This window comes from Flammeovirga agarivorans, from assembly GCF_012641475.1.
Taxonomy (GTDB): Bacteria; Bacteroidota; Bacteroidia; order Cytophagales; family Flammeovirgaceae; genus Flammeovirga; species Flammeovirga agarivorans.
The window spans coordinates 50,322-76,407 of record NZ_JABAIL010000006.1 but is presented as its reverse complement, the minus strand read 5'-3'; the positions used below and the strand labels follow the sequence as shown (position 1 = coordinate 76,407).

The following is a 26,086-nucleotide window of genomic DNA, read 5'->3' as shown; positions in this document are numbered from 1 at the left end:
ATAAGCATATTAAGTAATTAACTAACACAAACTTATGCCCTTATTTACTTTCGAGGTATCAATAAAATATCAAATGATTGTCTTGATATTGCAAACAATGAATCGTTATAAAACACCAAAGAATCGAATACTATCACCTGAATATCAAACTATTACACAAAAAAAAGCCGAGCCATGCACATTGTTATTAATATGACGACTCGGTTTTAAGATGTTTCCAATGAAATGAATTAAACGTTTTCTTTTTCTCTTGTCTTCGTTTTCTTGAATTCAGCCGGTGTTAAACCATATTCTTTCTTGAAAGCTTTAGTGAAATACGACTGGCTATTAAAGCCTACATTGTACATCACTTCTCTAACCGTAATGTTCTCATCATTACTTAGTAAATGAGAGGCTTTTTCTAAGCGGTATAACCTTAAATATTCGTTGGCAGTAATACCTGTTACGGTTTTAAACTTTCTGTAAAACTGAATGTAAGACATGTTTACTTTTACAGATAATTCTTCTACGGTAAACTCATCGTTATTGTAGTTGTCTTCAAGAATCTGTTTGATATCTTTTAAGAACTGTTCATCTTTTGTGAGTACCTTTTCCTTATCTGCACTCATGATGATGTTCTTCTTCAAGATTTCTTTCTCCTTATTCTTCTGATTAATAATATTATTTACCTGAAGTTCTAATAAGTAAGGAGAGAACGGCTTACCAATGTGTAATTGTCCTCCTTTTTCTAAGGCTTTTTTTCTACTCTCCAAGTCACTCATGGCTGTTAAGAAGATAATCGGAACATGGCTTGTTTGCACATTTTCTTTTAGCTTCTCTGCCAATTCGTAGCCATTCATTTTTGGCATATTTACATCCAAAAGAATAACATCAGGTGTTGTTTTCATGGATAATTCTAATCCTTCAATACCATTTTCTGCAGTATGTACATTGTACTCATGATGGAACAGGTCTTTGATCAATTTCAAGATTTCTGTATTGTCATCAACGATAAGTAATGTATGTTTACTTTTGATCGTTTCTTCCTTTACTTCTGAAGGAGGTGTATTCGCCTCTTCAATTTGCCCTCGTTCCATATTCGTTTTATTGAACTCAGGGTGCAGTAGTGGAAGTTTCACTGTAAATGTACTCCCTCTTCCTTTTGCACTATCTACATGAATCTCTCCATGATGAAGTTTCAATAATTGCTGAACAAGGTTTAGACCAATACCACTACTTCCAAATAAAGTTTCTTCGTTATCTCCTCTATAGAACCTATCAAAGATTTTATCTGCTTCTTCTTTATCCATTCCGACACCATTATCAGAGACTTTCAGTTGAAGTTCATCTCCAATTTTATCGATAGTAAAAACGACCTTCCCCCCTTTTGGAGTGTATTTAAAGGCATTCGATAAAAGGTTAAATAAGATTCTTTCCATAGTCCCTTTATCGATCCAGCCATTGATAGGAATATGTCTGATATCAATCTGATAATCAATATTTTTATCCTCTGCATAATCGCTAAAAGCTTCCGCAGTTTTAGTGACAAATGGAACGACATCATGGAAAACTGGATAGATCTTCATCTCACCTTCTCCAATTTTTCTAAAATCGATCAGTGAGTTGGTCAAGTTCAATAAACGTTGTCCATTAGTATTGATATTTTCAACATATTCTTTAAGCTCTGGAGGCAACTTTTTATCATAGGTCAGTTTTTCCAAAGGACTTAAAATCAATGTAAGTGGAGTTCTTAATTCATGACTGATATTTGTAAAGAACTTTAGCTTTGCTTCGTTAATCTCTCGGATATGTTCCTTGTCTTTCTTTTCAGATAAGATCGACTGTTTCAGACCGAATAAATATCTTAAATAGAAGATTACCCCCAAAATGATCGCAATAACAATAGCCAAGTAGATCACATAAGCTAGGTTGGTTAAGTACCATGGTTTTAAAACTTTAATTTTAAGCCTCTTAATCTCTTTTCCTTCGATGCCGTCTGTATTATACCCTTTTAACTCAAAAGTATATTCACCACTTGGAAGCTTAACATAATTAGCACTTTGCTGAAATTTATCAGCATTAATCCATTGCTTGTCTACTCCCAATAATCTGTAAGAAAATCTAATGCTATTTTTAGCATTATACTGGGTTGCTCCAAATTCTAATGTAATCTGATTTAGAGTATAAGGTATCGTAATTTCATCCGTTTTATAAATAGGATTGGTCAATAAAGTATACCCGTCATATTCTTGAAATGGGTTGATCTCCTCATTTCTAATCTTTAGTTTAAGTATTTGAGGTCTAGGTACATTTGTATCATCTTTGATATCCAATGGGTTAAAAGCTGTGATACCTCTTAAGTTACCCATAAGTATTGTACCGTCTTCCATTTTAAAGAATGCATAACGTCTAAAGTTATTGGCTAGCAAACCATCACTTACATCATAAACTTTCACCTCTCTTGTTTCTGGGTTAAGCTTAGCAATACCACCATCAGATGAGATCCATAATGAGTTACCGGTACCCTCCACAATACTGTAAATTACATTATCTGGTAAGCCATCTTTTTGAGAGAATAACTCATAATCGACAACCTTACCTCTTTGAATAGTACATTTGTATAAACCATCGCCAAAAGTTCCTACCCATAAGGTATTGTCTTCATTTTTAGGTTTATGTAATACAAAAATTCTACTCTTACTCAGGCTAGTACTTTTAGGTGTTAATGCTTCAGCTACCTCATATGAACCTGAATTGATTTTTAGGTAGTATAACCCTTTTACAGTCCCAATATACACTCCATCTTTTCCATCATAATGCATCTGAATCACCGTCTTTTTCTCCAAAAGATCCATGTTCTTGATTTTATTATGCATCTTCACCACTTTATGCGTATTAATGTCAATCATAGTAAAACGACCGTAAGCATACACCAAAAGCTTATCATCAATTTTCTCAAATAGTTCTACGAAAAAATTCTTCTCATTATTCGGAAATTTCTGAGGAAAGATACGTTGGAATTTACTATGGTTACTATCTGAAATATAAAGGCCTGTTGAGGTAGTGACATAAATCTTATCATCAAATTCTTTGATCGTACTTATCGTCTGATCTTTAAAAAAGTTCTTGAAACTCGCTTGCTCAGAATCTTCTAATACGTATTTACTAGTACTAATATCTAAACCTTTATCAAAAGTACCCACCCAAAGTTTCTGTTTTTTATCGATATAAATCGTATTGACTAAGTTGGAGGATAAACTCTGTGGTTTGTAATAGTTATTAGAGATATGGTAGAAAGGCTTTTTATTAGGGTTCAAAATACTAATGGCACCATGTCCTGTACCAAACCAATACAATCCAGATAAGTCCAGCAGGATATCATTGACAATATTGCTTGAAATCGATGTCTCATCTAATGAATTTTTAAAATGGATCACCTTTTTCGACTTAATATCAAAAGCAATAACACCATCTGTCAGCATATAAATCCATAAGATGCCATTTCTATCCAATGACAACCTTTTAATAGTATGTTCCTCATTGTTTGTTGTACCTAAAATCTCTGAATCAATTTTATTGACCAGCTTGATCTTCTCCCAGTTCAACTCATATTCAAAGCATGAATATTTTGTAGAAAGATACAGTTTGTCATCATAAGGATTAATGGTAAATGCAGAAATACGATCAGATTGTAAATCAATATCGCATTTTATTTCATATAACTTTTTAATAGTATCGTCTGATTGAATATCATATACTTCTAAAGTGATAGGAGTTTGTAAATAGACTTTCCCCTTATTTACTGCAAAATTTCTGAACTGTAAATGTGGTCGTTGTAGCTCTGCAATTTCTTTCCACTCTAATTTATAATCTTCCTTGATAGTAATATGATATAATTTATCAGAAGATAATAAGTATAACTCCTCTTTGTTCAGTGGTTCTATTTTTAAAATTTCTTCTTTTGGTCTTAACGAGTTATTAAAATCTTCAGGGTTATAAAACTTCTCTTTATTTAAGTCAAAAATAGATAAACCACTGGATGTGATTAACCATAAATGCTCGTTCTTATCTTCGAATATATTGGTGACACTACTACTAATTAATGTATTGTCATCTTCAGGTTGATGTATATATGATTTAAATTCATTCCCATTGTATCTGAACAACCCATTAGGTGTACCGATCCAAATAAATCCTGATTTATCTTGATGTAATGAAGCAACAGTATTTTGGTTCAATCCATGGATATCATACAATCTGTCGAATCTTGTATTTTTTATAGTTCCAAAGACTGATATCTGAAAGCAAAGAAGTATAAAAAGTAGAATAAATCTGTTCATTTTTCTTTGTCGTTTATTACTCTAAAAAATAGGTTGATATTAAAAAACCCGTTCTAAACGATTGTAAATTGCATTTTTTTAACCTACCAAGCTACTTTGCGTATATCTTTCTTTTGCTCTTATCTTACATAAGGCGGTTAATTAACAAAATGACAAGCATTTCAGTGTAAATCAACTAATCAGCAACCTTCACAACTGAGCGTAATGCTATTTTATAATTATTATAAGAACACAACTAATAGTAGTATTATGTTAGGTGCTATTTAAAGATAGAGGAAGCTGATATAAAATGTTGTACAAAAAAAGCCAGCCTAAAACTTAGGCTAGCTCATTAAGTAGTCAACAAAATTTATTAGTATTTGATGTAATTACTTTGCTCCTCCTGTTAAAAGGAAAAAGGCATTACCCCAACTTGCATGATCTCCTCCATTATTGTCATCTTCTTTATCAACGATAAGTGTAAGTTCTTTTCGTCCTTTCACATCAAGCAATAACTCTTTAGGCGATTGGTCACTGCTTTTTAAAGGACCACTATTATATACTTCATTACCATCGACAAGAATTCTCATACGGATTAGACCATGGTGTGAATCATTAGCACCAGGTGTTACAACAAACGATTTATAAGAGTCCTTAATTGGAAAAACAATTTTTGAGTCAGAGTGAACACCCAATCCTTTCTCATAGGTTTCTCCATTAATACTTATCTTCTTTCCAACAATAGATAAATCATTCATCACTCTCCAAAAAGATTCTGTTGAAGTCGCCATTTCTTTTGTAAGAAATACTTTATCCCCTTTCACATTACTTGTTTTATCTGTTTCAGGAACGATTGCTATTTTCTTTTTAGGATATTCTTTTTTGCCTTCAACAAAGAAAGCATCTGCCCAATCTGCATGGTCTCCTCCTCTATCACCATCGTCTTCAACAATCAATGTTAAAGTATGTCCTCCAGCCACTTCGATTGCCTGCATTTTTGGATCTTGTTTTCTTGTTGAAATCAACCCTGAATTGTACATCTCTTTCCCATCTACTTCAATACGCATTCTAACACTTCCTGTATGGGCATCGTCTGCACCAGGTGTTACATAGAAATACTTTGATTTAGAAGGAATAGCATAAGATATCTTAGAAGGAGCATGAACACCAAGGCCTTTTTCATAGACTTTACCATTCATTGTTAGTTTTTCACCACGAACAGACATGTTATTATTTACCTTCCAGTAAGATGTACTTTCAGGTTTCATTGTTTCCTGCGTCAGGTAAACACGGGTTCCCTTTTCAACTTCAGTGGCAATACTTGTTTTTGCTGCCGAAGTAGTTACAACAGTAGATATCGCAACTTTTGTCTCAGACTTTTTTTCTGTCACAGCGGATTCAATCTCAACACTTTCATCTACAATAAAGAACGGCTCAATCCAATTCGCGTGGTCTCCTCCTTTATTTTCTCCCTCTTCTACAACCAATGTTAGAGACTTACTTCCTTTGACATCAATATCAAACTTTTCTATTTCTTGATTTGTTGAAGTAATTACTCCACTATTATATACCTCATTACCATCTACATATATCTTCATCGTCAGTTTACCATGGTGTGATTCTGAAGCTAATGGTGTTACATAAAAATGCTTATAACCTTCTTTAATTTCATAGGTTAATTTAGATGGTGCATGTACGCCTAATCCCTCATCATAACGTTTTCCTTTACACATCAGATCTTGTCCATCGACAGATTTACCATCTAGAATCCTCCAATAAGTATCTTTTTCGGCAGCATTTTTAGATGTCAAGTATAAACGTTTTCCTTTTATCTGATTGGCCTCTGCTTGTTTCTTAGCTTCTGCTTTTATTTCTTCAATAGTCTTCTTCTCCCAAGAAAAGTTAGAGAATAATACTTTAGTAAGGTCTGACCCTTCTTTTGGTCTAATCGCAATTTTCTTTGTTTTTGACCATTGTCCTAACGGTTGCCCACCATAACGAACATCAGATGCCAAAACTTCGATTTGTTGCCATTCGTTTGATGCTGTTATTTCCAAATCATATTTGTAATGATCATTTACTACCAAACTTAAACTTTGTGGTTGAGTACAATAAAATAAGAAGTTAAGATTGGCATCTTTAGGAGCAACATATTTTGGATCAGTGAAATTCTCATTGACAGTACCTTGATTATTATCATAAGGTCTTATCGCCATAATACCACCAACACCTTCTACTTGAGCGACTTTTGTCCAAGCTTCCTCTTCCATTGTAGTAGATAACTCATCTGTAGCGATAGCGTTTCCTAGTTTTGAAGGAATTGCAGCTTCAAAGTCACCTGATATTACAATATTACCTTGGTAATGAATGTTCGAATAAGCAAAAACATAATCATCGATATTTAAAACGGGTAAGGATGCTACCCAAGAATTACCAACTTTCTTTGCTTCTGTATCTCTCCAAGACCTCGTATAGCTTACTGGATCTTTTAACGCATAATATATTTTTACGTTTTTTACTTTTTCTATATCTGATGGAGTGATCGTATACTGAGGCACACCTTTATCATCCAATGTTATTTTTGAAGTTGGACGTTTTGGCCAAAAGTGTTTTGTTCCCATTACATACTTTTCTAACCAAACTTTAGCATCATCACCTAACTTTTCAGTATTGTGATGTCCTCTAGCCTGTAAAGCAAAATCCCAAGGGATATCTTTTTGAAAAGATTTAAATATCTGCTCACTTCTTTCATGTCCTCCATGGTGATCATTCGTACCACTTAACCAAAGTGCAGGAGCTTGAATATAAGGTGCATGTGCCTGTGGTGCTATACTTGATAAATACAATTCATCTCCAGCATCCTTACTTGGTTCTTTATATGGATTATTGTAGAGCCACACCTGCTTATTTCTCCAATATTGCAGATAACCAATTCCAAAATACGCTACAAAAGCTTTAATTCTTTTGTCCATACCTAAGTTCCACATTAGGGTTCCTCCATATGAGTAACCTTTGGCACCAATTTTATCAGTATCAATTTCTTTTTGTTGATACAAATAACTTAAAGCTCTTCTCTGCAATACATACCATAAGTAATCGTCTGTTTGCTTAGGGTCTGTGATTAAAGAACCATCAGGTAGTTTATTTTTTATTCTATAACCTTCTTTATTATCAATATTACCATACTTTAATGACTCAGGGTATTTTGTATAGTGAGGTCTATCACCTGTTTTTCCACAATAGTCATGTGCTAATACCGCCCATCCATCATTGACATAATTCATATCAATGTGTGGTTGAGACATCCATCCATGAACATCTAATAGAGCAGGTGCCTTTTTCAATCCGTCTTTTACTGCATATTTACAATACACTCTAACTTCCTCCCCATTTACATAAGCAGAAATGTAAGCATCCTTATAATATATTCCTTCTCTTACTCCTTCGTAGATAATTTCTTCTTTAAAATCACCTTGGTCGGGGTCGAAATCTTTCCAAAGGTCTTGAGGTGTGGGTAATTGCCCCCAAACACTTCCTCCTATAAAGAGGGTAAATATAACGAGTAGTATTTTTCTTATGTAGTTCATTTCGAATAGTGTTTAAAAAGTCATTTATTTAGTTCTCTAACTCCTTCATCTTTACTTCAGATGTTAAAGTTATTCCGTTAGTGTCAGTAACTAAAAAATAGGCCGCTTGTGCTGTAGAAGGTAATTCTCCTTTGATTTTTTTACCAGAAAATTTCGCTGGAAGTTTTGTCCACTTTCTATCCCCCCACTTTCCTGTATCTTCCGTATAATAAACCATCACATTGGCTATATCTGCACTTTTTACAGAAGCAGTAATGATACCATTATCCCACTGTGTCTTCTGGATTTTCATAAAAGGTTTATTATTTACAATTGCATCAGCAAAAGTATAAGACTCTGGAACTTTCCAAGCAGGCGGATGACCATGTCCTAATCCATCTACAATATACAAATAAGCATCTGATTTTGGTGCTTTATATGAAGCAACAGAAGCAGGAATTGGGAAATGTGCATCATTGGATCCATTAATAAACAGTATTGGCATCTCTGCTTTCGGTAAATACTTCTGCCCTTCAAAATTCTTAAGGAGGTTTTCTCTATAAGCATCATTTCCATTTCTAAAATGATTTCCCATATGGCCATCTGTTCCATTTAGAAAGCCACATCCATAAATTGGAATGGCAAATTTGAACCGATGATCAACACCTGCTACAGTACTGGTTAACATACCTCCCCAACTTACTCCAGTTACTCCAATTTTATTGGCATCTACATCGTCTAAATTCCTTAAAAATGAATTTGCGATAATCACTTGAGCAACGGCTTGATAATACCACTGATCTTTTAATGGTTTATCATTATCATGAAACACTCCAACCCTACTTGGGCCGTTACCTTCAAATCCTACTCTATCTTTGTGATGAAAAGAGGGTAAATGCCCTTCTAAATCCATTGATATCGCAGCATATCCTTTCTTATTCCAAATTTCTACCCATTCTTCCATTGCTGTACCTCCACCGCCATGGATTAATACTATAGCAGGATAACCATTCTTTGGCTTTTCCGTTTTTGGAAGGCCATAATAAGCATATACCTTCGTTGGCTGCCCTTCGTAATTGATACTTTTGTAAAAAATACTCTTGACATTAGGTTTACTTTTTAAAGTTGTTTCTTCAAACTCTGGTGCTTTGTAAAGTGCTTTTAAATCCCAGATAGACTCTTCACCTTTTTGAGCAAAGGCCAAGAAGGGTAGTAAAAATAAAGTAGATAAAAAAAATTTCATATCACAAAAGATCATTAATCAATAACCATTCATTTCTGTTGTGTTTACAATACTCTTAATATTCTGATTAATGTGGTACAAGTGGTGTTTCTTTTCTTTGTTCTAATCTTTCATTATCACTTTTAGCCTATTCAGTGCTCATAAAATCGACAATTAATATCCTGAAACATCATTAAACAATGTGCATAAAAAGCGAGAGGATGGTGTTCCTCTCGCTTTTTATTATTAGTCTTTATTAGAGTGGTTATATATTAATTGACATGACCACCTAGTTTAAATGAGATCGGAAGGACAATTTTACTTTCGCTCTCAATAATTCCTTTTTTCATTCCTGGATACCATTCTATATCTTCATTAATTTCTTTAATGGTTCTTAACGCTGCTTGATCTAAGGAAGGATGAATACCTTTTTTTATTCTTGCATTTGTCATTACCCCAGCATAAGAAATAGAAATTTCTATATACACCTTACCTTGAATGTTTTTCATTTTTGCGATATAAGGGTATTTCATCACTTGACCTATTCGTTTATACAATCCTTTCATAGTAATTTTTGGTGATGGTAGAGCGTATAACTGATCATACAAATAATGTTTCCCTTTTTCATCCCATGATTCTCCAGTGAGAAACTTTCCATTGTCGTATTTTTCAACAAAATATTTGTCACCATTGCCATAATACCCCGTCCAAACACCATGTTTATTTTTCTTAGAAACATCTCCTTCTTCATACAAAACCCCATCATCATTTATTAATTTGACATGACCTTCCCCTGCCTTTACCGTTTGTACTCCACTAGCCTCCCATACATTATGAAAACGTACTTTATAATCTTTGTAGTTCATAGAGTACTCTTGATAAATTTGACCATTAGGATAATACCTCTTCCAAATATTTACTTTTTTCCCTTTTTCATATAAGCCTTCTACCTTTAACTGACCCGATGGATAATACATACGGTATTGTCCTTCGAAAGTGTTTTCGATAGAATAAAAGAGTGTATATACTGTTCCATCTAAATAGAAGAATTCATTTTTTGTAAGTTTCCCTGCTTTCTCCTTATCTACGGTAGAATAACAAAAAACATGTTCATGGTATACAGGAACTTCATTGAAGTATTTGGTATAATATTTTTTATTCTCTGATTGAATACTCTTATTTTTAATAAAAGCTAGATCATCATAAACTTCACTTTTTCCAGTTAATTCCCAAAAGGTTCCTTGCTGTAAAATTCCTTTTTTATAGATCTCTTCATACTTCTTTTGTCCATTAGGATAATACCCTACCCATAACCCACTTTTTTTCAATTGAGTAATTTTACCTTCCTCAATTAATTGACCTTGAGCATTATACAACTTGGCATTACCTTTTCCATTTTTTACAGTTTCATTACCTTCTTTATCCCAAACTCTATGATATTCTATCCAACCATTGTCTTCTTTTTTATCATCATAATTGATGGAATAAACTAAAGCTGGTTGTCCATTTTTAAAAAATTTGGCCCATTTTAGGTACTTCTTCCCTTTTACATACATTCCTTCTTCAAGAACATTTCCTGATGGGTAGAATGACTGAAACTGACCTTCTTTTGGCGACTTTTCCTTCTGAGATTTTGTAAAACAAGTCTGATATAATGAACCGTCTAGGTAATAAAAGTTATGACGATAAAAGTTACCTACCTTCTTTCCATTATGAAAGGAATAGTAGGTAGACTTTTGACTATTTCCACTCAAAGGTTGGAGATTGATATCATAATAAATAGTATCCTGTGCATTAAGTAGATGCACAGAAATAACAGTTATAAAAAGAGTGATTAATAATTTCATAGTCAATAGTTTACTTAAAGTATAGTTGTTTTATTTTAGTTCTTTTTGCTTTGCATCTTGAGTAAGCGTCACTTCTAATGCATATCCAATTTGTTTGTTCTTGTTTTTTGGAAGTACGATAGAAAGACCTTCTTCTGTCTGTTTCCATCTGAACTTTTTGTGATGTCCTAACAGTTTTACCTGTTGTATATTTTCCTCTGCAAAACTCTTGATTAGGGCCTCTTTTCCTCTTTCCAAAGCAATAACATATACTTTATTCCCTTTGGCTGTAAACCAGAAATCTGATGTTGTAAACTTTTGAGTGAAGCCATGTGTCTCTCGGTGCCCTGTTCCTAACATCTTTTTTGCTGCTGTTCCTTCTCTACTTACCTTCCACCTTTTTGTACCATATATCGCTGTTCCATTCACGCTCATCCATTCGCCAATAGCATGAAGGATTTTTACATTTTGTTCTGGAATGGTACCATCACCTTTGGGACCAATATTCAACATATAGTTTCCTCCCCTGCTTGAGATTGCAGTAATCCAATAAATTAACTCATATGGAGACTTCCAATCGTTATCATATGACTTATAACCCCAAGAATTATTGAATGTCCCTACTGTTTCCCAAGGTTTTCCTCCCATTTCTTTTATTGAAGGAATTTTGTTATCTCCCGGTATTCTAAAATCGCCAAAATTATTTCCGACCCTGTCCGTTACTATCACATTAGGATTTAGTTTGTAGACCATCTGATAAAATTTAAAACTTTGATCTGCAGTTAAGAAGTGGGCAAAGTCGTACCAGATGATTTTCAAGTTGGGGAATTTCGTCAACAACTCTTCTACTTGAGGGTAGGCTTTTTTATACAGATAATCATCGAAAGTATTTGGACTGGGATCCCATAAATTAGCACCCATAGTGCGTCTTTTCTTTCCTGTAAAATCTGCTGGTTCTGGCCATACTTCTCCTTTAAAATCCAAGTATTGCTTAATGTTACAGTCATATGCATCATGCCAGTCAATATTGTGAGAGTAATATAATCCAAAGTCTACCCCATACTTTTGACAAGCATCATAAAGTTCTTGTAATAGATCTCTTTTAGAAGGGGTACTCCCCATATCAAATGTACTCACTTTAGAATCCCATAAGGCAAAACCATCATGATGTTTAGCCGTAATGACTAAATACTTCATGCCTGCATTTTTAATCAATTGTACGTATTCATCTGCATCAAATAAGATAGGGTTAAATTGCTTAACTAATTGATCATATTCTGCTCTTGGTATTTCTCCAGTCGCCTGTATCCAAGCTCCATCTTTAGGATCAGGGCTTTTCATATCGTCTATCTTCTCACCTTTGTAAACGCCGCCCAAAATTGAATAAATACCCCAATGGATAAACATACCAAACTTATCATCATTAAAGTGATCTAATGCTTCTTTTTTGGTCGATACCATTTGCTCATAAGTTTGAGCATGAAGATTTGTTGTTAATGCTAAAACGATACAAAGAAATACCGTTTTTTTCACCCATTTCATTATCATAAAAAATTAAGTTGTTTGCATAGAATTGTGTATTCCTCAACAAGATCATCATCTTACTTAATTCGACCGTATTCTTAATATATCAAAAGGTTGCTTTTATATTAATTCTGAAATGTGGGAAACAAAAAAGACGTACCAAGTACATGGTACGCCATTTATTCTCTAAGCTATATTCCATACATGAGCCGTATTCACTGCATCGGAATAATTTTTTTAATGCTTCTTTTCAATTAAAGCTTGATTTTCTTGAACCATACTCCATCTTGGTTGACAATCCTAACAATAAGGATAGCTGATGGAAGATCGGTAATCACTTTTTGTAGTCCGTCCATTTCTCCTGCATAAATAACTTTACCTTGAAGATCATGGATAAATAGCTGACAACCCGATAAGCTTTTCTGTGATACTACTTCAAAACTTGTTGCAGATAGCCTTACTAATTGCACATCATTTTCAAAATTTAAAGCTGTAGAAGTGACCGCTGATTTTTTAATAAATACAGTATAGGTCTGCTGTGTAATTTGATCTTCTGCTGTAACTGTAATAATTGCAGGTGCTCCTGCTTTACCAGCTTGTACAATAATGTAGCTTCCTCTTTCATCTTCCAAAGTAACTTCAACTTCAGGAACTGTATTATCTTCACTCTCGATCACATAATCAAAAATGTCCACTGAAAAGTCTCCTAACAGTTCACCATCTAAGGTGATAGACGCAAGATTGGTATTTGTTGAAGGAGGTCGTACACTAAAGTGAATAGTATACACCGTTTCATCAACGAAGATATCTTCAGGTTGAACCGTTAGTGTAGATTGACCATCTACTGTAGATGACTGTACAATGGTAAGGGATCCTTTTTCATCATTTAAAAGACCAGAAACAACAGGAGCATCTGTAGTTCCTAATTCCAATACTACATCGTATTCTGTTACTGAAGGATCAAAATTTTCGATTTCTTCACCATTCACCATAATTGAAGACAATGTACCATCTTGAGAAGCTGGCGGTAATACCTCAAAATCAAAAGTCAATACTTTTTTAGTGATTCCATCTTGTGCTGTAATTGTAAAAGTAGATGTTTCTTCTAAAGAAGAGGCCACTTCAGTAACCAAAGTAGCTACCTCAGAATTTGGTAAAACTGTGATTTCTGGTACTTCAGTACTTCCATGAGGTAATGATAATGTATAACTATCTACCCCTTCCTTATAATCTTCAAATTCATAACCTAAGTATACGATACTTACTACTGATACATCTGTTGATGGTAAAGCAACTGAAAAGTTTACAGTATATGTTTTCTCCGTTCCATTTTGAGCAGTAACCTCTACAGTAGCACTTCCAGGAAGTTCTGTTGCTTGGTGGATCACTATTGTTGCAAAATCATCTTCTTTTTCTGAGTTTAACTCAGGAATATCCTCCGTACCATATGGTAGTTCTACATTATAGACAAAAGTGTTGGGATCAAAATCTGTAATCAAATCACCTGAAGATAATGAACTTAATGTAGCAATATCTGAGGCCGGTAGAAGATTAAAGTTCAATGTATAGGTATCTTCAGTAGTCCCATCTTGTGCTGTCACTACAATCTCAGTAACTCCTGGTAATTCAGTAGGTTGATCAATTACAAACGATGCATTTTTGTCTTCTGCAGTTGCTTCTACGGTTGGTACTATTGATGTTTCAATAGGATAAGTAAAAGTGTATTCTTTGATTGAAGGGTCGAATGTTGTTAAAACAAAGTCATTGATACTAATCTCACTTAGATTTGTATTCGTAGAAGCAGGTCCTTCCACAAAGCTCACTTTGTATTGTTCAGTAGTGGTTCCATCTTGTGCGATAACATCAATTATTGTTTCTCCAGATAAATCCGCCGCAGGAGTAATCACTACTTTTGCATCCATATGATTGGCTACTGCTTCTATTTCTGGAACATCACTTCCTGAAGGTACTTCAACAGAAAACTCTTTGATTCCATCTGATAAACCTTCTAACAACTCACCATCCGCAAATAATGCATACAATGATGGATCACTTTCTGAATGTACATGAGGTCCATAGAAATTAGTAAGGTAATATACCACTCCATCAATTTTATTTTCATCGTCATTATTATCCACTCCGAAAGTAATAGAGAAACGATTGTAAATAGATTCACTTACTGGTGGTGCTGGATTATCAGGATCATTTTTGTAATCTCTATTTTCCGTAATTTGAGAATAGTCAAATACTAATTCTATCCACTGACCTCTTGCTGTGATTTTTGGTTCTACCTTGATACCATAATTATCAGTTCTATTCAATAATTCAAGTCCAATAGCATTGTAAGATAATTCTGGAAGATCATCTTCTTGGTATACCATCATTTTGAAGACTAAATTTCGGTCTCCTCTGATATATGCATTATTTACAGTATAAAAGTTAGTGTTCCCATGAGATACTTTTGCCCTTGTAATTTTCGTAACTCTTGCATCTGGTACTACATCATTAATGTAGGGATTATCCACTACTTCTTTTGTAAAGTTACTAGTGTTGAACGGGTTAAATAAATCATTATTGGTGTCATCAAAATAATAGAATACATCATTCTCGATGATAGGTACATTTACCTCTGGTACCTCCACAGAAACACCTGTAAAAGAATTTAACTCCAAGCCATCGCTATCTGTAATCGCTTCCGCCGTATTATCAAAAGATAAAAGCACCTCTTTTGTTAGATCTAGAGGGTTATCTAATTCAATAACAATTTGATGATCGGTATTCGAGATCGAAGCAATTGTCTGCTCTTCTCCATCTGCCGTTACTGTAAAATCTGGATTAGTGATCGTTTGTATCGCACCCGATGAGTACATATCTAAATATATTGCTTCTCCGTTATTATCTGTTGATACTTCCGTAAAGATATTCGTGGCCACAATTCTAGGACCTCTCACATTATTTACATAACCTGTTAATCCCTCTCCATTTACATCACCCGGAGATAAATAGAATTGTAAGTCTTTGATTTGATTACGTACCTCCTCTGAAAGTACAGAAACATCAAAAGTATATGTAGCCCAATTCCCAAAGCATGTTACAGTCTGTGAAGCCAATCGTATTTCACCTACTTTATCTCCCGCTTCATCGTATAGTCTAAAACCTAACGTAACTTCTTTGTTTAAATCTGGCTTATTGATATCCTCGAAGTAATAGTCAATGCTAAATTGTTTAGTTTCAGAAAAGTCAAAATGATAATCTTGTGGAATTGTCCATTCCAAATTGACCCATGGGTTCCCTCCTCTAACAAACTTACCTACCTTTTCAGAAGAGTTTTCTGGATTTATTGAGTTCTTGTCTAACGTAAATCCATTCGGATTTGGTATCGTCAATAAAGAAGGTTCTCCAAACTTATAAAGTAGGTTGATAACAGGAACATATTCGGAGTTATTGATAACCGATTTTCCTTCAAATGATGACAATTTCACTCCTTCTGTTGTAATGACTGTACCTTGTGTGAAACTGTACGTAACATCTTCTCCAAATGCAATCGGTGATTCTAAGTATAAATCAATTGCATCATCATGAATTAGTGTTTGCTTGATGGATAATTCTTGGTCAGAAGCATCAAACAATTTAAAAGTTGGATTGTAAATTTTATCTATGCCATCATGACCATTAAAATGGATAGTAACCCTATCTCCAGATTCAGAAGAAGTTGCTGTAGTTGAAAGAAAATCTTGCTCAACTCTTGGTCCATTAACTTCTCCGATATAAAAGCTTAGCTGATCACCTTCATTGTTTTCACTGTTAAAAATAAAGTATAAATAAACTTCATTATAATCAGTCAGTAGTTCTTTATCTGTAAAATCAAAAGTGTGTGATTCCCATTCATTGAACACTCCAATTTGAGAAGAAGTTAATACTTCAGTATCTGTATCTCCGCTATTTCTAAGTACACATACTAAAGTGTTGTTCGTTAATGATGTGTTGGGTTGACTTACTAATAGGTTTAAATCGATAGTCTTAGAAGATGAAAAATCGATAGTACCATTCAGATCAATTTTTACATAGCTAAAATTAGCATTATTCCTTTTAAACTCAATTAAACTATGACAGATTCCTCCTAATGGATCACTGCTTTCGGGGTATAAGAAACCTCCTTCTGTCTCTGTGATGCTACCAATACCTACTTGTGAATTTTGTAAGTAGAGATAGTTGGATTGTCCGAATACATTAATTGACAATAACGTCAGTAATGTAATCCAGGTTATTTTGAAATCAGTAAAAAAATCTTTCATCTTTTTTGTTTAGTTACTTCCGTTTTAAAAAAGTAGGGAGACGCTATAAATAACGTCTCCCGCTATTTATTATATCTTCACTTTTCTAACAAAAACTTCATTACCTACAGCTATTTGTACCACATAAATACCCTGTTTAAGGTTGGTGATATTTGCCGATGTCCCTGAAACTTTTTGCTGGAAGGCAATTTGACCGTTTAAGTGTATTACTCTTACTAGATCATTATTAAAGCCTCTTGCAAATTTTAAAGTCAGTGTATTTGAAGCACTAGAATAAGCATTGATTTCGTTCTCCAGATTAATAATTGAAGTTGGTATTAATTCGTTAATTAGTAAAGTATAAACTAATTGAGTTACCTCGTCTTCCGCTGTAACCGTTATAGTTACAATATCTCCAAAATTATCCGGTTGTTCAACTTCTACCGTAGCATTAACATCTTCAGTAATCACTGTGATCTCAGGAAGGTTATTTAATGTAATTACATACTCAAATACATCAGAAGAGAAATCTGATATTTCCTCTCCGTCGATCATAATCGCTGTTAAAGAAGCATTGTCTGATTTTACCTCTTCTACAGAGAAGCTAATCGTATATGTACTAGTTGTCGTCGCATCTTCTGCTATAACCACAATAGTGGCATCACCCTCTGTGCCATCTACCTGAGTAATTTCGATAGAAGCGTTGCTGTCACTGACGTTTGCAGATACAATTGGTGCTTCTGTAGTACCAACAGGTAAGACCATTTCATAATCGAACTTATCTACAGCAAATCCTACTAATGCCTCTTCATTAACACTAATTCCACTTAATGTGGCATCTGTTGAAGCTGCAGTCCATATATAATTTACAGTATAACTTATTACTGTTGTACCGTCCTGAGCCGTAACTGTAACTGTAGCCACACCTGGCATTTCAGTAGCTTGTTCTATCTCAACTGAAAGGGATTCATCATCATTGGCAACACCTGCTAACGTAGGAATTTCTGTAGTGTTATAATCATATTCAATAGAATATTCATGTACAGTAGGATCAAAACCTGTTACCTCTTCACCATTGACAGTTAGAGTCGATAAAGTAGCATCTGTTGACGGTGCTTCTTGATTGAATGTAACTGAATACGTTGTAGCTGCTAAATCTGGGTCTTGTGCTTGAACTACAATCGTTGCTGTTGCTCCCCAAGATTCTGCCTGAGTTGTCGATGTGATACTCGCTGTCGCATCATTCACTTCTCCTGCAATTGTTGGAATATCGGTTGTCCCATATGGGTACGTTAAAGTATATGACGTTACAGATGGATCAAAATCTGTAATCAACTCTGAATCTACAGTTAAACTACTTAACGAAGCATCTTGATTTGGTGCTTCTTGATTGAATGTAACCGAATACGTTGTTGCTGCTAAATCTGGATCTTGTGCTTGAACTACAATCGTTGCTGTTGCTCCCCAAGATTCTGCCTGAGTTGTCGATGTGATACTCGCTGTCGCATCATTCACTTCTCCTGCAATTGTTGGAATATCGGTTGTCCCATATGGGTACGTTAAAGTATATGACGTTACAGATGGATCAAAATCTGTAACCAACTCTGAATCTACTGTTAAACTACTTAATGAAGCATCTTGATTTGGTGCTTCCCATTTGAAAATTACTTGATATGTTTTCTTTGGTGCTGTTTCATCCTCAGGAGTGACCGTAATAGATACGATAGCTCTTTGGTTTGACTCCCACTCTATTTCTGTAACAGGTTCTCCTACTGTCGCAAAAGGATCTAACGCATCTGCTGAAACTCCTGGAAGCCCTGTCACACCATAATTTCTCATTACTTCATAAGTATCTTTATTTGATGAGAAGCCACCAATAGAATTACCATTTAAATAAATTTCCGATAATAAGTTGACATCAGAAGCAGGCGTCCAATCGAAGTTTACCGTATAAGTTTTCTGATCACCACTTTGTGCTTCTACAACAATTGTCGTAGTACCTGGCATTTCAGTTGCCGGTGTTATAGTTATTGTTGATAGCTCATCTGTAACCATCGCTTCAACCATTGGTACGTTATCAGAGCCTCTTAAATATGTCAATGAATAATCCTCAGTACTAGACTCGAAACCACTGAGTGGTAATCCATTTACTGTGATAGATGCTAATGTGTTTACTGTAGACGGATCTAACTCATTGTATGACAATGTATAATTTTGTTCTGTACCATCTACTGCAGTCACTTTTATTGTTGCTCCACTTTCAGTTACATCCACTGTTTCTACTGTGGCATCTGCATTAAAAGCTTCAGCTTTGATACTTGGCGTATGACCAAAAGGAATATCTACTGTGTAATTGAAATTATCGCTTGAAAAGCCATCAACCAATTTACCATCTACTACTAAAGAATATAATAAAGCATCGGCAGGAGACTGAACATGAGGTCCGTATAAATTTGTCAAATAATAAACTACACCATCAATTCTTTCATCTACTGGACTACCATCTACACCAAATGTAATCGAGAAACGATTATACATAGATTCACTTACTGGAGGTGCTGGATTATCAGGGTCATTTTTGTAATCTCTATTTTCCGTAATCTGAGAATAATCAAAAACAAGCTCTATCCATTTTCCTCTTTCCGTAATTTGAGGATCTACTTTGATACCGTAGTTATCATTTTTATTCAATAATTCTAACCCAATAGCATTCCATGATAATTCAGGTAGATCATCTTCCTGATATACCATCATTTTAAAGACTAAATTTCGATCGCCTCTGATATATGAATCATTGACTGTATAAAAGTTGGCGTTACCATGAGATGTTTGTGCTCTTGTAATCTTTGTCACCTTAGCATCAGAAACATCAGCTGTGATATAAGGATTATCTACTACTTCAGAAGTAAAGTTTCCTGTTGAGAAAGGAACAAACAAATCATTACTCGTTTCATCATGATAGTAGAATACCCCATTATCAATCGTCACTTTTTCCTCATGTTCCATTTCTGGTAGTGTAGGCATTAGATCAGTAAAAGAAGCTAATGTGTACCCTTCTGTATCCACAACATTTCCAGATGTTGCATCAAATGATACCAAGATGTTTTCATTTACATTAAGTGGATTATCTAAATTCAATACAATTTGCTTTTCCGTATAAGTAACTGAAGAAATCGTTTGATCCAAACCACCTGAAGTCACTGTAAACCCTGTTTGATCAACAGTTTGAATAGCATATGCTGTTAAAACATCTAAGTTTACTTTGTCCAATGAACTTGCTACTTCTGCTTTAAATTCAATTTTGTTCGATACAAATGATGGCCCTTTTACATCTTTAATATATGCTGTTAAGCCTTCCGCTTTGTTATCTTCGTCTCTAGAACCAATAAAGAATTTTAGATATTCGATATTATCAAACTCACTATCTTCCCAATCTGATAAGTCAAAAATCAATGTTTGCCACTGATTATAACAAGTAATTTCACGATAGATACCAGACATTTTATCATTGCCGTCTTTAGGCTTGATCGCAAAGCTCACTTCTTTATTGATATTCTCAATACCTGTGTCTTCCAAGTAAATATCTAAGGTGAATACTTTACCATTGGTAACATCTAATGACGTATTCTCCTTAAATTTAAATTCAAGATTCGACCATGAATTTGCCGCTCTTACTATTTTCCCCACTGTTTCATTAGCATTAGTAGGGTTAGCAGCTTTTTCGAATCCAAAGAATACTCCTCTATGAAAATCAACCAATGATTCTTCCTCATTAAATGAGGTTAATAGTGTATTTGCTTTAGAAGTATAATTTGAATGGTTGATCACAGATGCACCTGTGAATGCCTTTAATACAGCGCCTTTGATATCCATTACAATACCATTCGTAAAACTGTAAGTTAGTACTTCCCCAAACTCTATCTTTCTATCTAATAGCAATTCGATTTTGTTTCCGTTTACTAAAGTTTGCTTCACTCCAATTTCCTGAGCGTTGGCATCAAAAAGATGGAAAGTTGGGTTATACACTTTATCTAAAGCATCATGTCCATTAAAAGTAATAGTAGCAATATTTCCTGCTTCATTGATAGAAGCTGTATTTGAGATTAAATTTTGATGTACTCTTGGTCCCTTTACCTCGTCTACAAAAAAATGCATTCCCTCCGCTTCATTGGTTTGATCATCTTTGATGAAATACAAATGAACTTGATTGTATTCCACACTCTGATCTATTGATGAAAAATCAAAAGTGTAATCTACCCATTGATCAAACTGAGTGATCTCCAACACTTCTACTACCTCATCTTCATTAGTACCGTTAGAAGGCCTAACTCCTAATGCAATTGTTTTGTTAGAAGGTATAACTGAAGGTGATTCTGCGTATAATCTCACATGGAAATCTGTTCCCGTTGAGAAGTCAATTGGGCCATAAAGATGTAAACCAAAAGAGCCATTAATACTTTCTCTACGGTCTATTCTATTGATATTATGACAAGCCTGACCTGCAGGATCAGAACCTGATACAAAACCTACACCCACTACCTGAGTCACATCTCCAATCGCTTTTTGATGTGACTGATAATATGGAAAGTCTGTTTGTGCGTTAACCTGCATAGAAAGTAATATTCCTATGATACAGCACAAGGATTTTAAAGTGGTAAATAATTCTTTCATTTCATTTAATTTTTGGTATTAGTAAATAATTTTTTTTGGTCCTTTAAAGTCTTTGATATAGAACTCCAATCCTTTGATCGAACCCCTATCCTCGGGGTTAAAAATGAGGCAAAAGGAGTTGTATGTTATTTTTTGAGCCTTTATATCTTCCAAATCGAAAGTACATTCGACCCAATTGTTGAAGGTGGATAGTGTGATCTCTTTAGATAGCTGTTTTAAATCTTTTCTATCCTCTCTTAAACATAGTTTGATAGCAATTTTTTGAACACCCTCTGGAGGTGTAGGTACAAAAACATTTACCTTAAATTTATTTTCTCTTGTGAGGTCAATTTCTGTCTGAAGGTCAAAAAGAACAGCCGCATTTTTATCATCAGTACTTTCTATTAACATCACTTGTTTATCACTGCCGGATGGATCTTGTACTCCTCTTCTTAGGTTAGAACAGTAATCATAAAACTTCCCATCTGTATACTTATGTTCAAAGCAGAAATCAGTATATACCTCATAATCAATTGGTATATTATTCTTTACTACTTTATGCTTAAATGGAAGTAGTTCTTTACCATTGGCGTCAATTATTTTTCCTTTTCCAAACGATAATAATAAATTATCATTAGATGTAATTGGCTCACTCAGTTGAAGTGTAATGCGTTTTTGATCCGTTTTGACATTCTTGATAGGAACTGTTTTATAGCCATTTTTAATCAATGAAAATACAGTCTTCTTTACTTTTTGATCAATATCTCCATTCGATAGAATATCAATAAATACATTCTCTCCAATGTTATCTGTGGATAATTGTACAAGAACATGCTCGGCCTCAACTCCTGGAACATTGACTTCGCTAATGTAAATCTCCAAACCATCTGCCTTCCCATTTTGACTTCCGGGTTGAACAAGAATCACTACAGATTTATAATCAACTCCCTTAATAGGATCCACTTCCACTTCATAAGTTTCCCATGAATTGAATTTTGTGACTTTAAACTTTTTAAGTGCTTGAAATTGGGTATTACTTCCTTTCTCTCTTACACCTAACATAATTGTATGTTCACTTATCTCTTTTATCGGTTGAGGATAAAATGCTGTAAATGAAATCTTTTTGGAACTAGAGAGATCCAATTTCATATTTAAATCAAACATCACCCCTCCATATACTGCATGATTACGTGTTAGGTGAATCACTTCTTTTTTTCCTTGAAAAGAACTTGAAATGTCAAAAGAACTACCCCATGACATTGGCGTGTCTAATATCCCTTTCTCACCATATACCTGTACTTGGGAAAATACGGTTGTGTTGATAAAAGATAAAAAGAGAATGAATGTTATGTATAGCTTAAATCTCATCTCAAATTTATGAAAAGTGTATAGTTTGGATAATGATATCGAGGTGAGACGCGATTGCTCGCGTCTCCTAATTTTTATTATCTTAATCTAGGGCCTGTAAGACCTTCGATGATATATTGTGCGTTTAATGTAGTATCTCCAAAGTGACCATCCCAGAAAATTAATTCCATTTGGTCGATATCTTCATTGATGGCTTCGGTATCGTCGAAGTTAAATTTATATTCTGTCCATTCATTAAAGATAGGCTCCTTCACTTCTACCACTTTCTTCACCCTTACTCCACTGCTAGAGCTTTTAAGAATAAGACTAATATTATAATGACTTAACTTCTCATCTGCCTTTATGGCCTTTGCCCATAATGAATATTCTAAACCATAATCTGAATTAACAATAGCCGAGTTTTGTGTCGAAATATCGTATAACGGCCAACCATCACCTGCTACTCTTGTCAGTTGGATAAGATCTACCTCCTCATTGGCATGGTTAGTACCTACAATTTCTTCAATCGATAAATCTTTTCTTGGTCTTACCGAAACCTCATTGTTTGTTTCACCTGCTGCAAAGTAATAGTAGGTGGCATCTACTGTAACTTCCACTTCATCGGTAAAACCTCCATCATTAGAGACAAACTTAATGATTGTTGTTCCGTCACTTACTGCAGTTACAACACCACCTTGGTCAACAGAGGCTACTAACTCATTTGATGACGTCCAAACACCAGTCTGATCAAAAGTTTCTTCAGGAGTAAAATTCGCTTCAATTTGAACAGATTGACCTGTAAACTGAATCGGTCCTGCCAGTAGATAATTTAATTCTACACCCTGAGCAAATACTTTTTCATTTACTGTTACCTTTACTGCTTTTGATAAAATTCTATCGTTAGAAACAAAAGCTAATGCCGAACCCGGTTTCTTCGCTAAAATCAAACCTGTTTCTTCATTAATTTCTAAAATAGAGGTATCAGAAACATAGTAATGGAAAGTAGTATCGTTAGCATTTTCTGGTAAGTAGTTAAATGCAATACCAAACTCTTCTGTTTCTGTTTGAGTAATCACATCTTCAGCAAATAAAATAGTATCAACAGCGATTTCAGGCATTACATTTAAACGAATTGACGTTGTTAAAACCTCCCTATCTTCCGTTCTAATGGTATGTGCCAATACATTAGTAACACCCACTACTTTCGCTTTTACCAGACCGTGACTTTCTACATTTATCATTTCTGGTTCATCTGCTTCGTACCATATTAACCCTAAATCACTAACGTTGTAAGGAAGTGTCATGGCTTCTACTTGAATACTTCTACCGACTACAACTTCTAACTCTTGGATTACAGGCTCTAAGAAGTCAACCGATGGATTCTCATGTCCTACTACAACATAAGTTGTATCGGAAAGATTAGTAATTGACGAAGTGGCTATTACCTTACCCCAACCTTCTTTTGTTCCTGTTACAATACCTGTTTCTTCTTCTACTTCTACAGCTCCATCAGGAGAAACTACAGACCAAACAATACCAGTTGCTTCTTCGTAATCAGAAATATTATAAGCAATAAACTGTAATGTTTCGTTTATCTCAAATGCTGTTGGAATCTCCCACGGACTAACGCTGATTCCTTCATCAATTTTGATGTCTTGCTCCACTTGTTGTTCATTACAACCAAAAACAAGGAACATCAATAAAACGCTTAATAAGTTTAGTTTTTTCATCTTAGTTATTCCCGTTTTAGTAACCGTAATTTTGTTTCCAATTGTCATGTAGTAGCATATCTGGTCTAGGAATAGGCCATATATATTCATGCTGTGGATAAGGCAAACAAATGGTATTAATCAGAATATCATCTTTCTGACCGTTTGCATACTCTGGGTTGTCTGATGAGCTATAATAGATATCTCTTGCATCAGCTAGTTGTTTTAACCTATTTGTTCTCACAAGGTCAAACTTACGCTTCCCTTCTCCATTTGTTTCTACTCTTCTTTCCTTCCAGATAATTTCTCTAAACTGATCTTTAGTCATCGAAGTAGATAGGTCAGTTAAACCACCTCTTCTTCTTAATTTATTGATCTGTTCTACTGCTTTTGCTGTAGGGCCGTTTACTTCGTTAGATGCTTCTGCAAAGATCAATAATGCATCTGCGATTCTGTATAAAACAATATTGATATCACCGTCTGCCGCTTGGAAACCTGGCTCACCTCTATAAATAAAAGGATCACATAGCTTATGATAAATAGGTGGACTGTAACAAGTATCTCCTTTTGCATCAACGGCTTTCACCAGCATACTAAAATCTTTTCTTTTATCACCTTCTTCAAAAGCTCTAAATAAATCTGGAGTTGGGATATACATACCTGTTGCTGAACCATGAAATTTCTTTGGATTACCTCCCCAGAATTTGCCAGCACCATGGTCCATAGTTTCTGCTACAAGCTGTAAACCTTCTGCTTGAGCACCTTTACCAAGACCAGAAAGGTTACCAAATTCAATCAATGATTCTTTAGAGAAATGCTGTCTCCATGGTTGCTCGAATGGATTTTCGTATTCTTCATTTTCAGTAAAAATCTCAAAACCTCCATTATTATTGATTGCACTGTCTGCATATGCCATTGCATATCTATATAATTCAGAGTCGCCTTTTAACAACTGTCCTGCTGAAGTATATCTCCATCCCGCCATTGTAAGATACACCTCTGCTAATAATACATTTGCAGAAGTTTTTGTAAATCTACCAGCATAACTTGTACCATAGCTTTCAGGCAGTACTTCGATAGCATCTTTTAGATCTGGGATGATGATTTCGTTGTAAATCTCCATTGCATCAGATCTTGGAATCTCACCTAAATTACTCAACAAGTTCATCGGTTGTGTCACTTTAGGCAAATCACCGAACATTCGTACTAAAAAATAGTAGTACAATGCTCTATTTGTCTTTAGTTCACCGATAATCTCCTCTTTCTCCTCGTCTGTGATTTCTCCATCCATTTTCTGAATCTTATCCATCGCATTGTTACAATCTGCAACACCTTTCCAAAGTGGTCCCCAAATACCATTGTAATAGAAGTATTCGTCTGGATTTGCAGTATGTAGGAGATAATTGGCATTTGGTCCTGAAATTTCTGGACGTTCCTGACTTGACATATCATCAGTTCCTAATTCCCACAGATAAAACCATCTGCCGAATAAATTACCACCTGATACCCAATTTTCATATGGAGCCATTGCCAAAGAAAGTGCTCCTTCGTAAGTCTGCGGTAGGTCGTTTTCTGTGATATAACCTTTTGGATCTTCTTCCAAGAAGTTACAACTCACTCCGCCTAGCATCAACAGGCAAAAAACAATATTTTTATAATTCATACTTTTC

General features: G+C 34.7%; 10 protein-coding genes. All 10 read right to left on the bottom strand.

Annotation, left to right across the window (positions count from 1 at the left end):
* Positions 1-230 precede the first annotated feature (230 nt).
* Positions 231-4,319, bottom strand: a complete 4,089-nt coding sequence (locus HGP29_RS19150; protein WP_168884036.1) for a hybrid sensor histidine kinase/response regulator transcription factor — start codon at positions 4,317-4,319, stop codon at positions 231-233.
* A 368-nt stretch (positions 4,320-4,687) separates the two neighbouring features.
* Positions 4,688-7,885: an NPCBM/NEW2 domain-containing protein gene (locus tag HGP29_RS19145; RefSeq protein ID WP_168884035.1), complete on the bottom strand. Its 3,198-nt coding sequence runs from the start codon at positions 7,883-7,885 to the stop codon at positions 4,688-4,690.
* A gap of 28 nt (positions 7,886-7,913) precedes the next feature.
* Positions 7,914-9,107, bottom strand: coding sequence for an alpha/beta hydrolase family protein (locus HGP29_RS19140; RefSeq protein ID WP_168884034.1), 1,194 nt, complete (start codon positions 9,105-9,107; stop codon positions 7,914-7,916).
* 251 nt (positions 9,108-9,358) lie between these two features.
* Positions 9,359-10,933 carry an energy transducer TonB gene (locus HGP29_RS19135; protein ID WP_168884033.1) on the bottom strand — a complete coding sequence of 525 codons (1,575 nt, stop codon included), beginning with the start codon at positions 10,931-10,933 and terminating at the stop codon, positions 9,359-9,361.
* 30 nt (positions 10,934-10,963) lie between these two features.
* Positions 10,964-12,454, bottom strand: a complete 1,491-nt coding sequence (locus HGP29_RS19130; protein WP_168884032.1) for an alpha-L-fucosidase — start codon at positions 12,452-12,454, stop codon at positions 10,964-10,966.
* 236 nt (positions 12,455-12,690) lie between these two features.
* Complete coding sequence (locus HGP29_RS19125) at positions 12,691-16,731, bottom strand: cadherin-like beta sandwich domain-containing protein (RefSeq protein ID WP_168884031.1); 4,041 nt, start codon at positions 16,729-16,731, stop codon at positions 12,691-12,693.
* Positions 16,732-16,800: 69 nt separating this feature from the next.
* Complete coding sequence (locus HGP29_RS19120) at positions 16,801-21,381, bottom strand: T9SS type A sorting domain-containing protein (RefSeq protein ID WP_168884030.1); 4,581 nt, start codon at positions 21,379-21,381, stop codon at positions 16,801-16,803.
* Positions 21,382-21,399: 18 nt separating this feature from the next.
* Positions 21,400-22,728, bottom strand: coding sequence for a hypothetical protein (locus HGP29_RS19115; RefSeq protein WP_168884029.1), 1,329 nt, complete (start codon positions 22,726-22,728; stop codon positions 21,400-21,402).
* A 77-nt stretch (positions 22,729-22,805) separates the two neighbouring features.
* Positions 22,806-24,437, bottom strand: a complete 1,632-nt coding sequence (locus tag HGP29_RS19110; protein ID WP_168884028.1) for an Ig-like domain-containing protein — start codon at positions 24,435-24,437, stop codon at positions 22,806-22,808.
* Positions 24,438-24,453: 16 nt separating this feature from the next.
* Positions 24,454-26,079 (bottom strand): RagB/SusD family nutrient uptake outer membrane protein, encoded by a 1,626-nt coding sequence (locus HGP29_RS19105; protein ID WP_211093342.1) that lies wholly within the window; start codon positions 26,077-26,079, stop codon positions 24,454-24,456.
* Positions 26,080-26,086 lie beyond the last annotated feature (7 nt).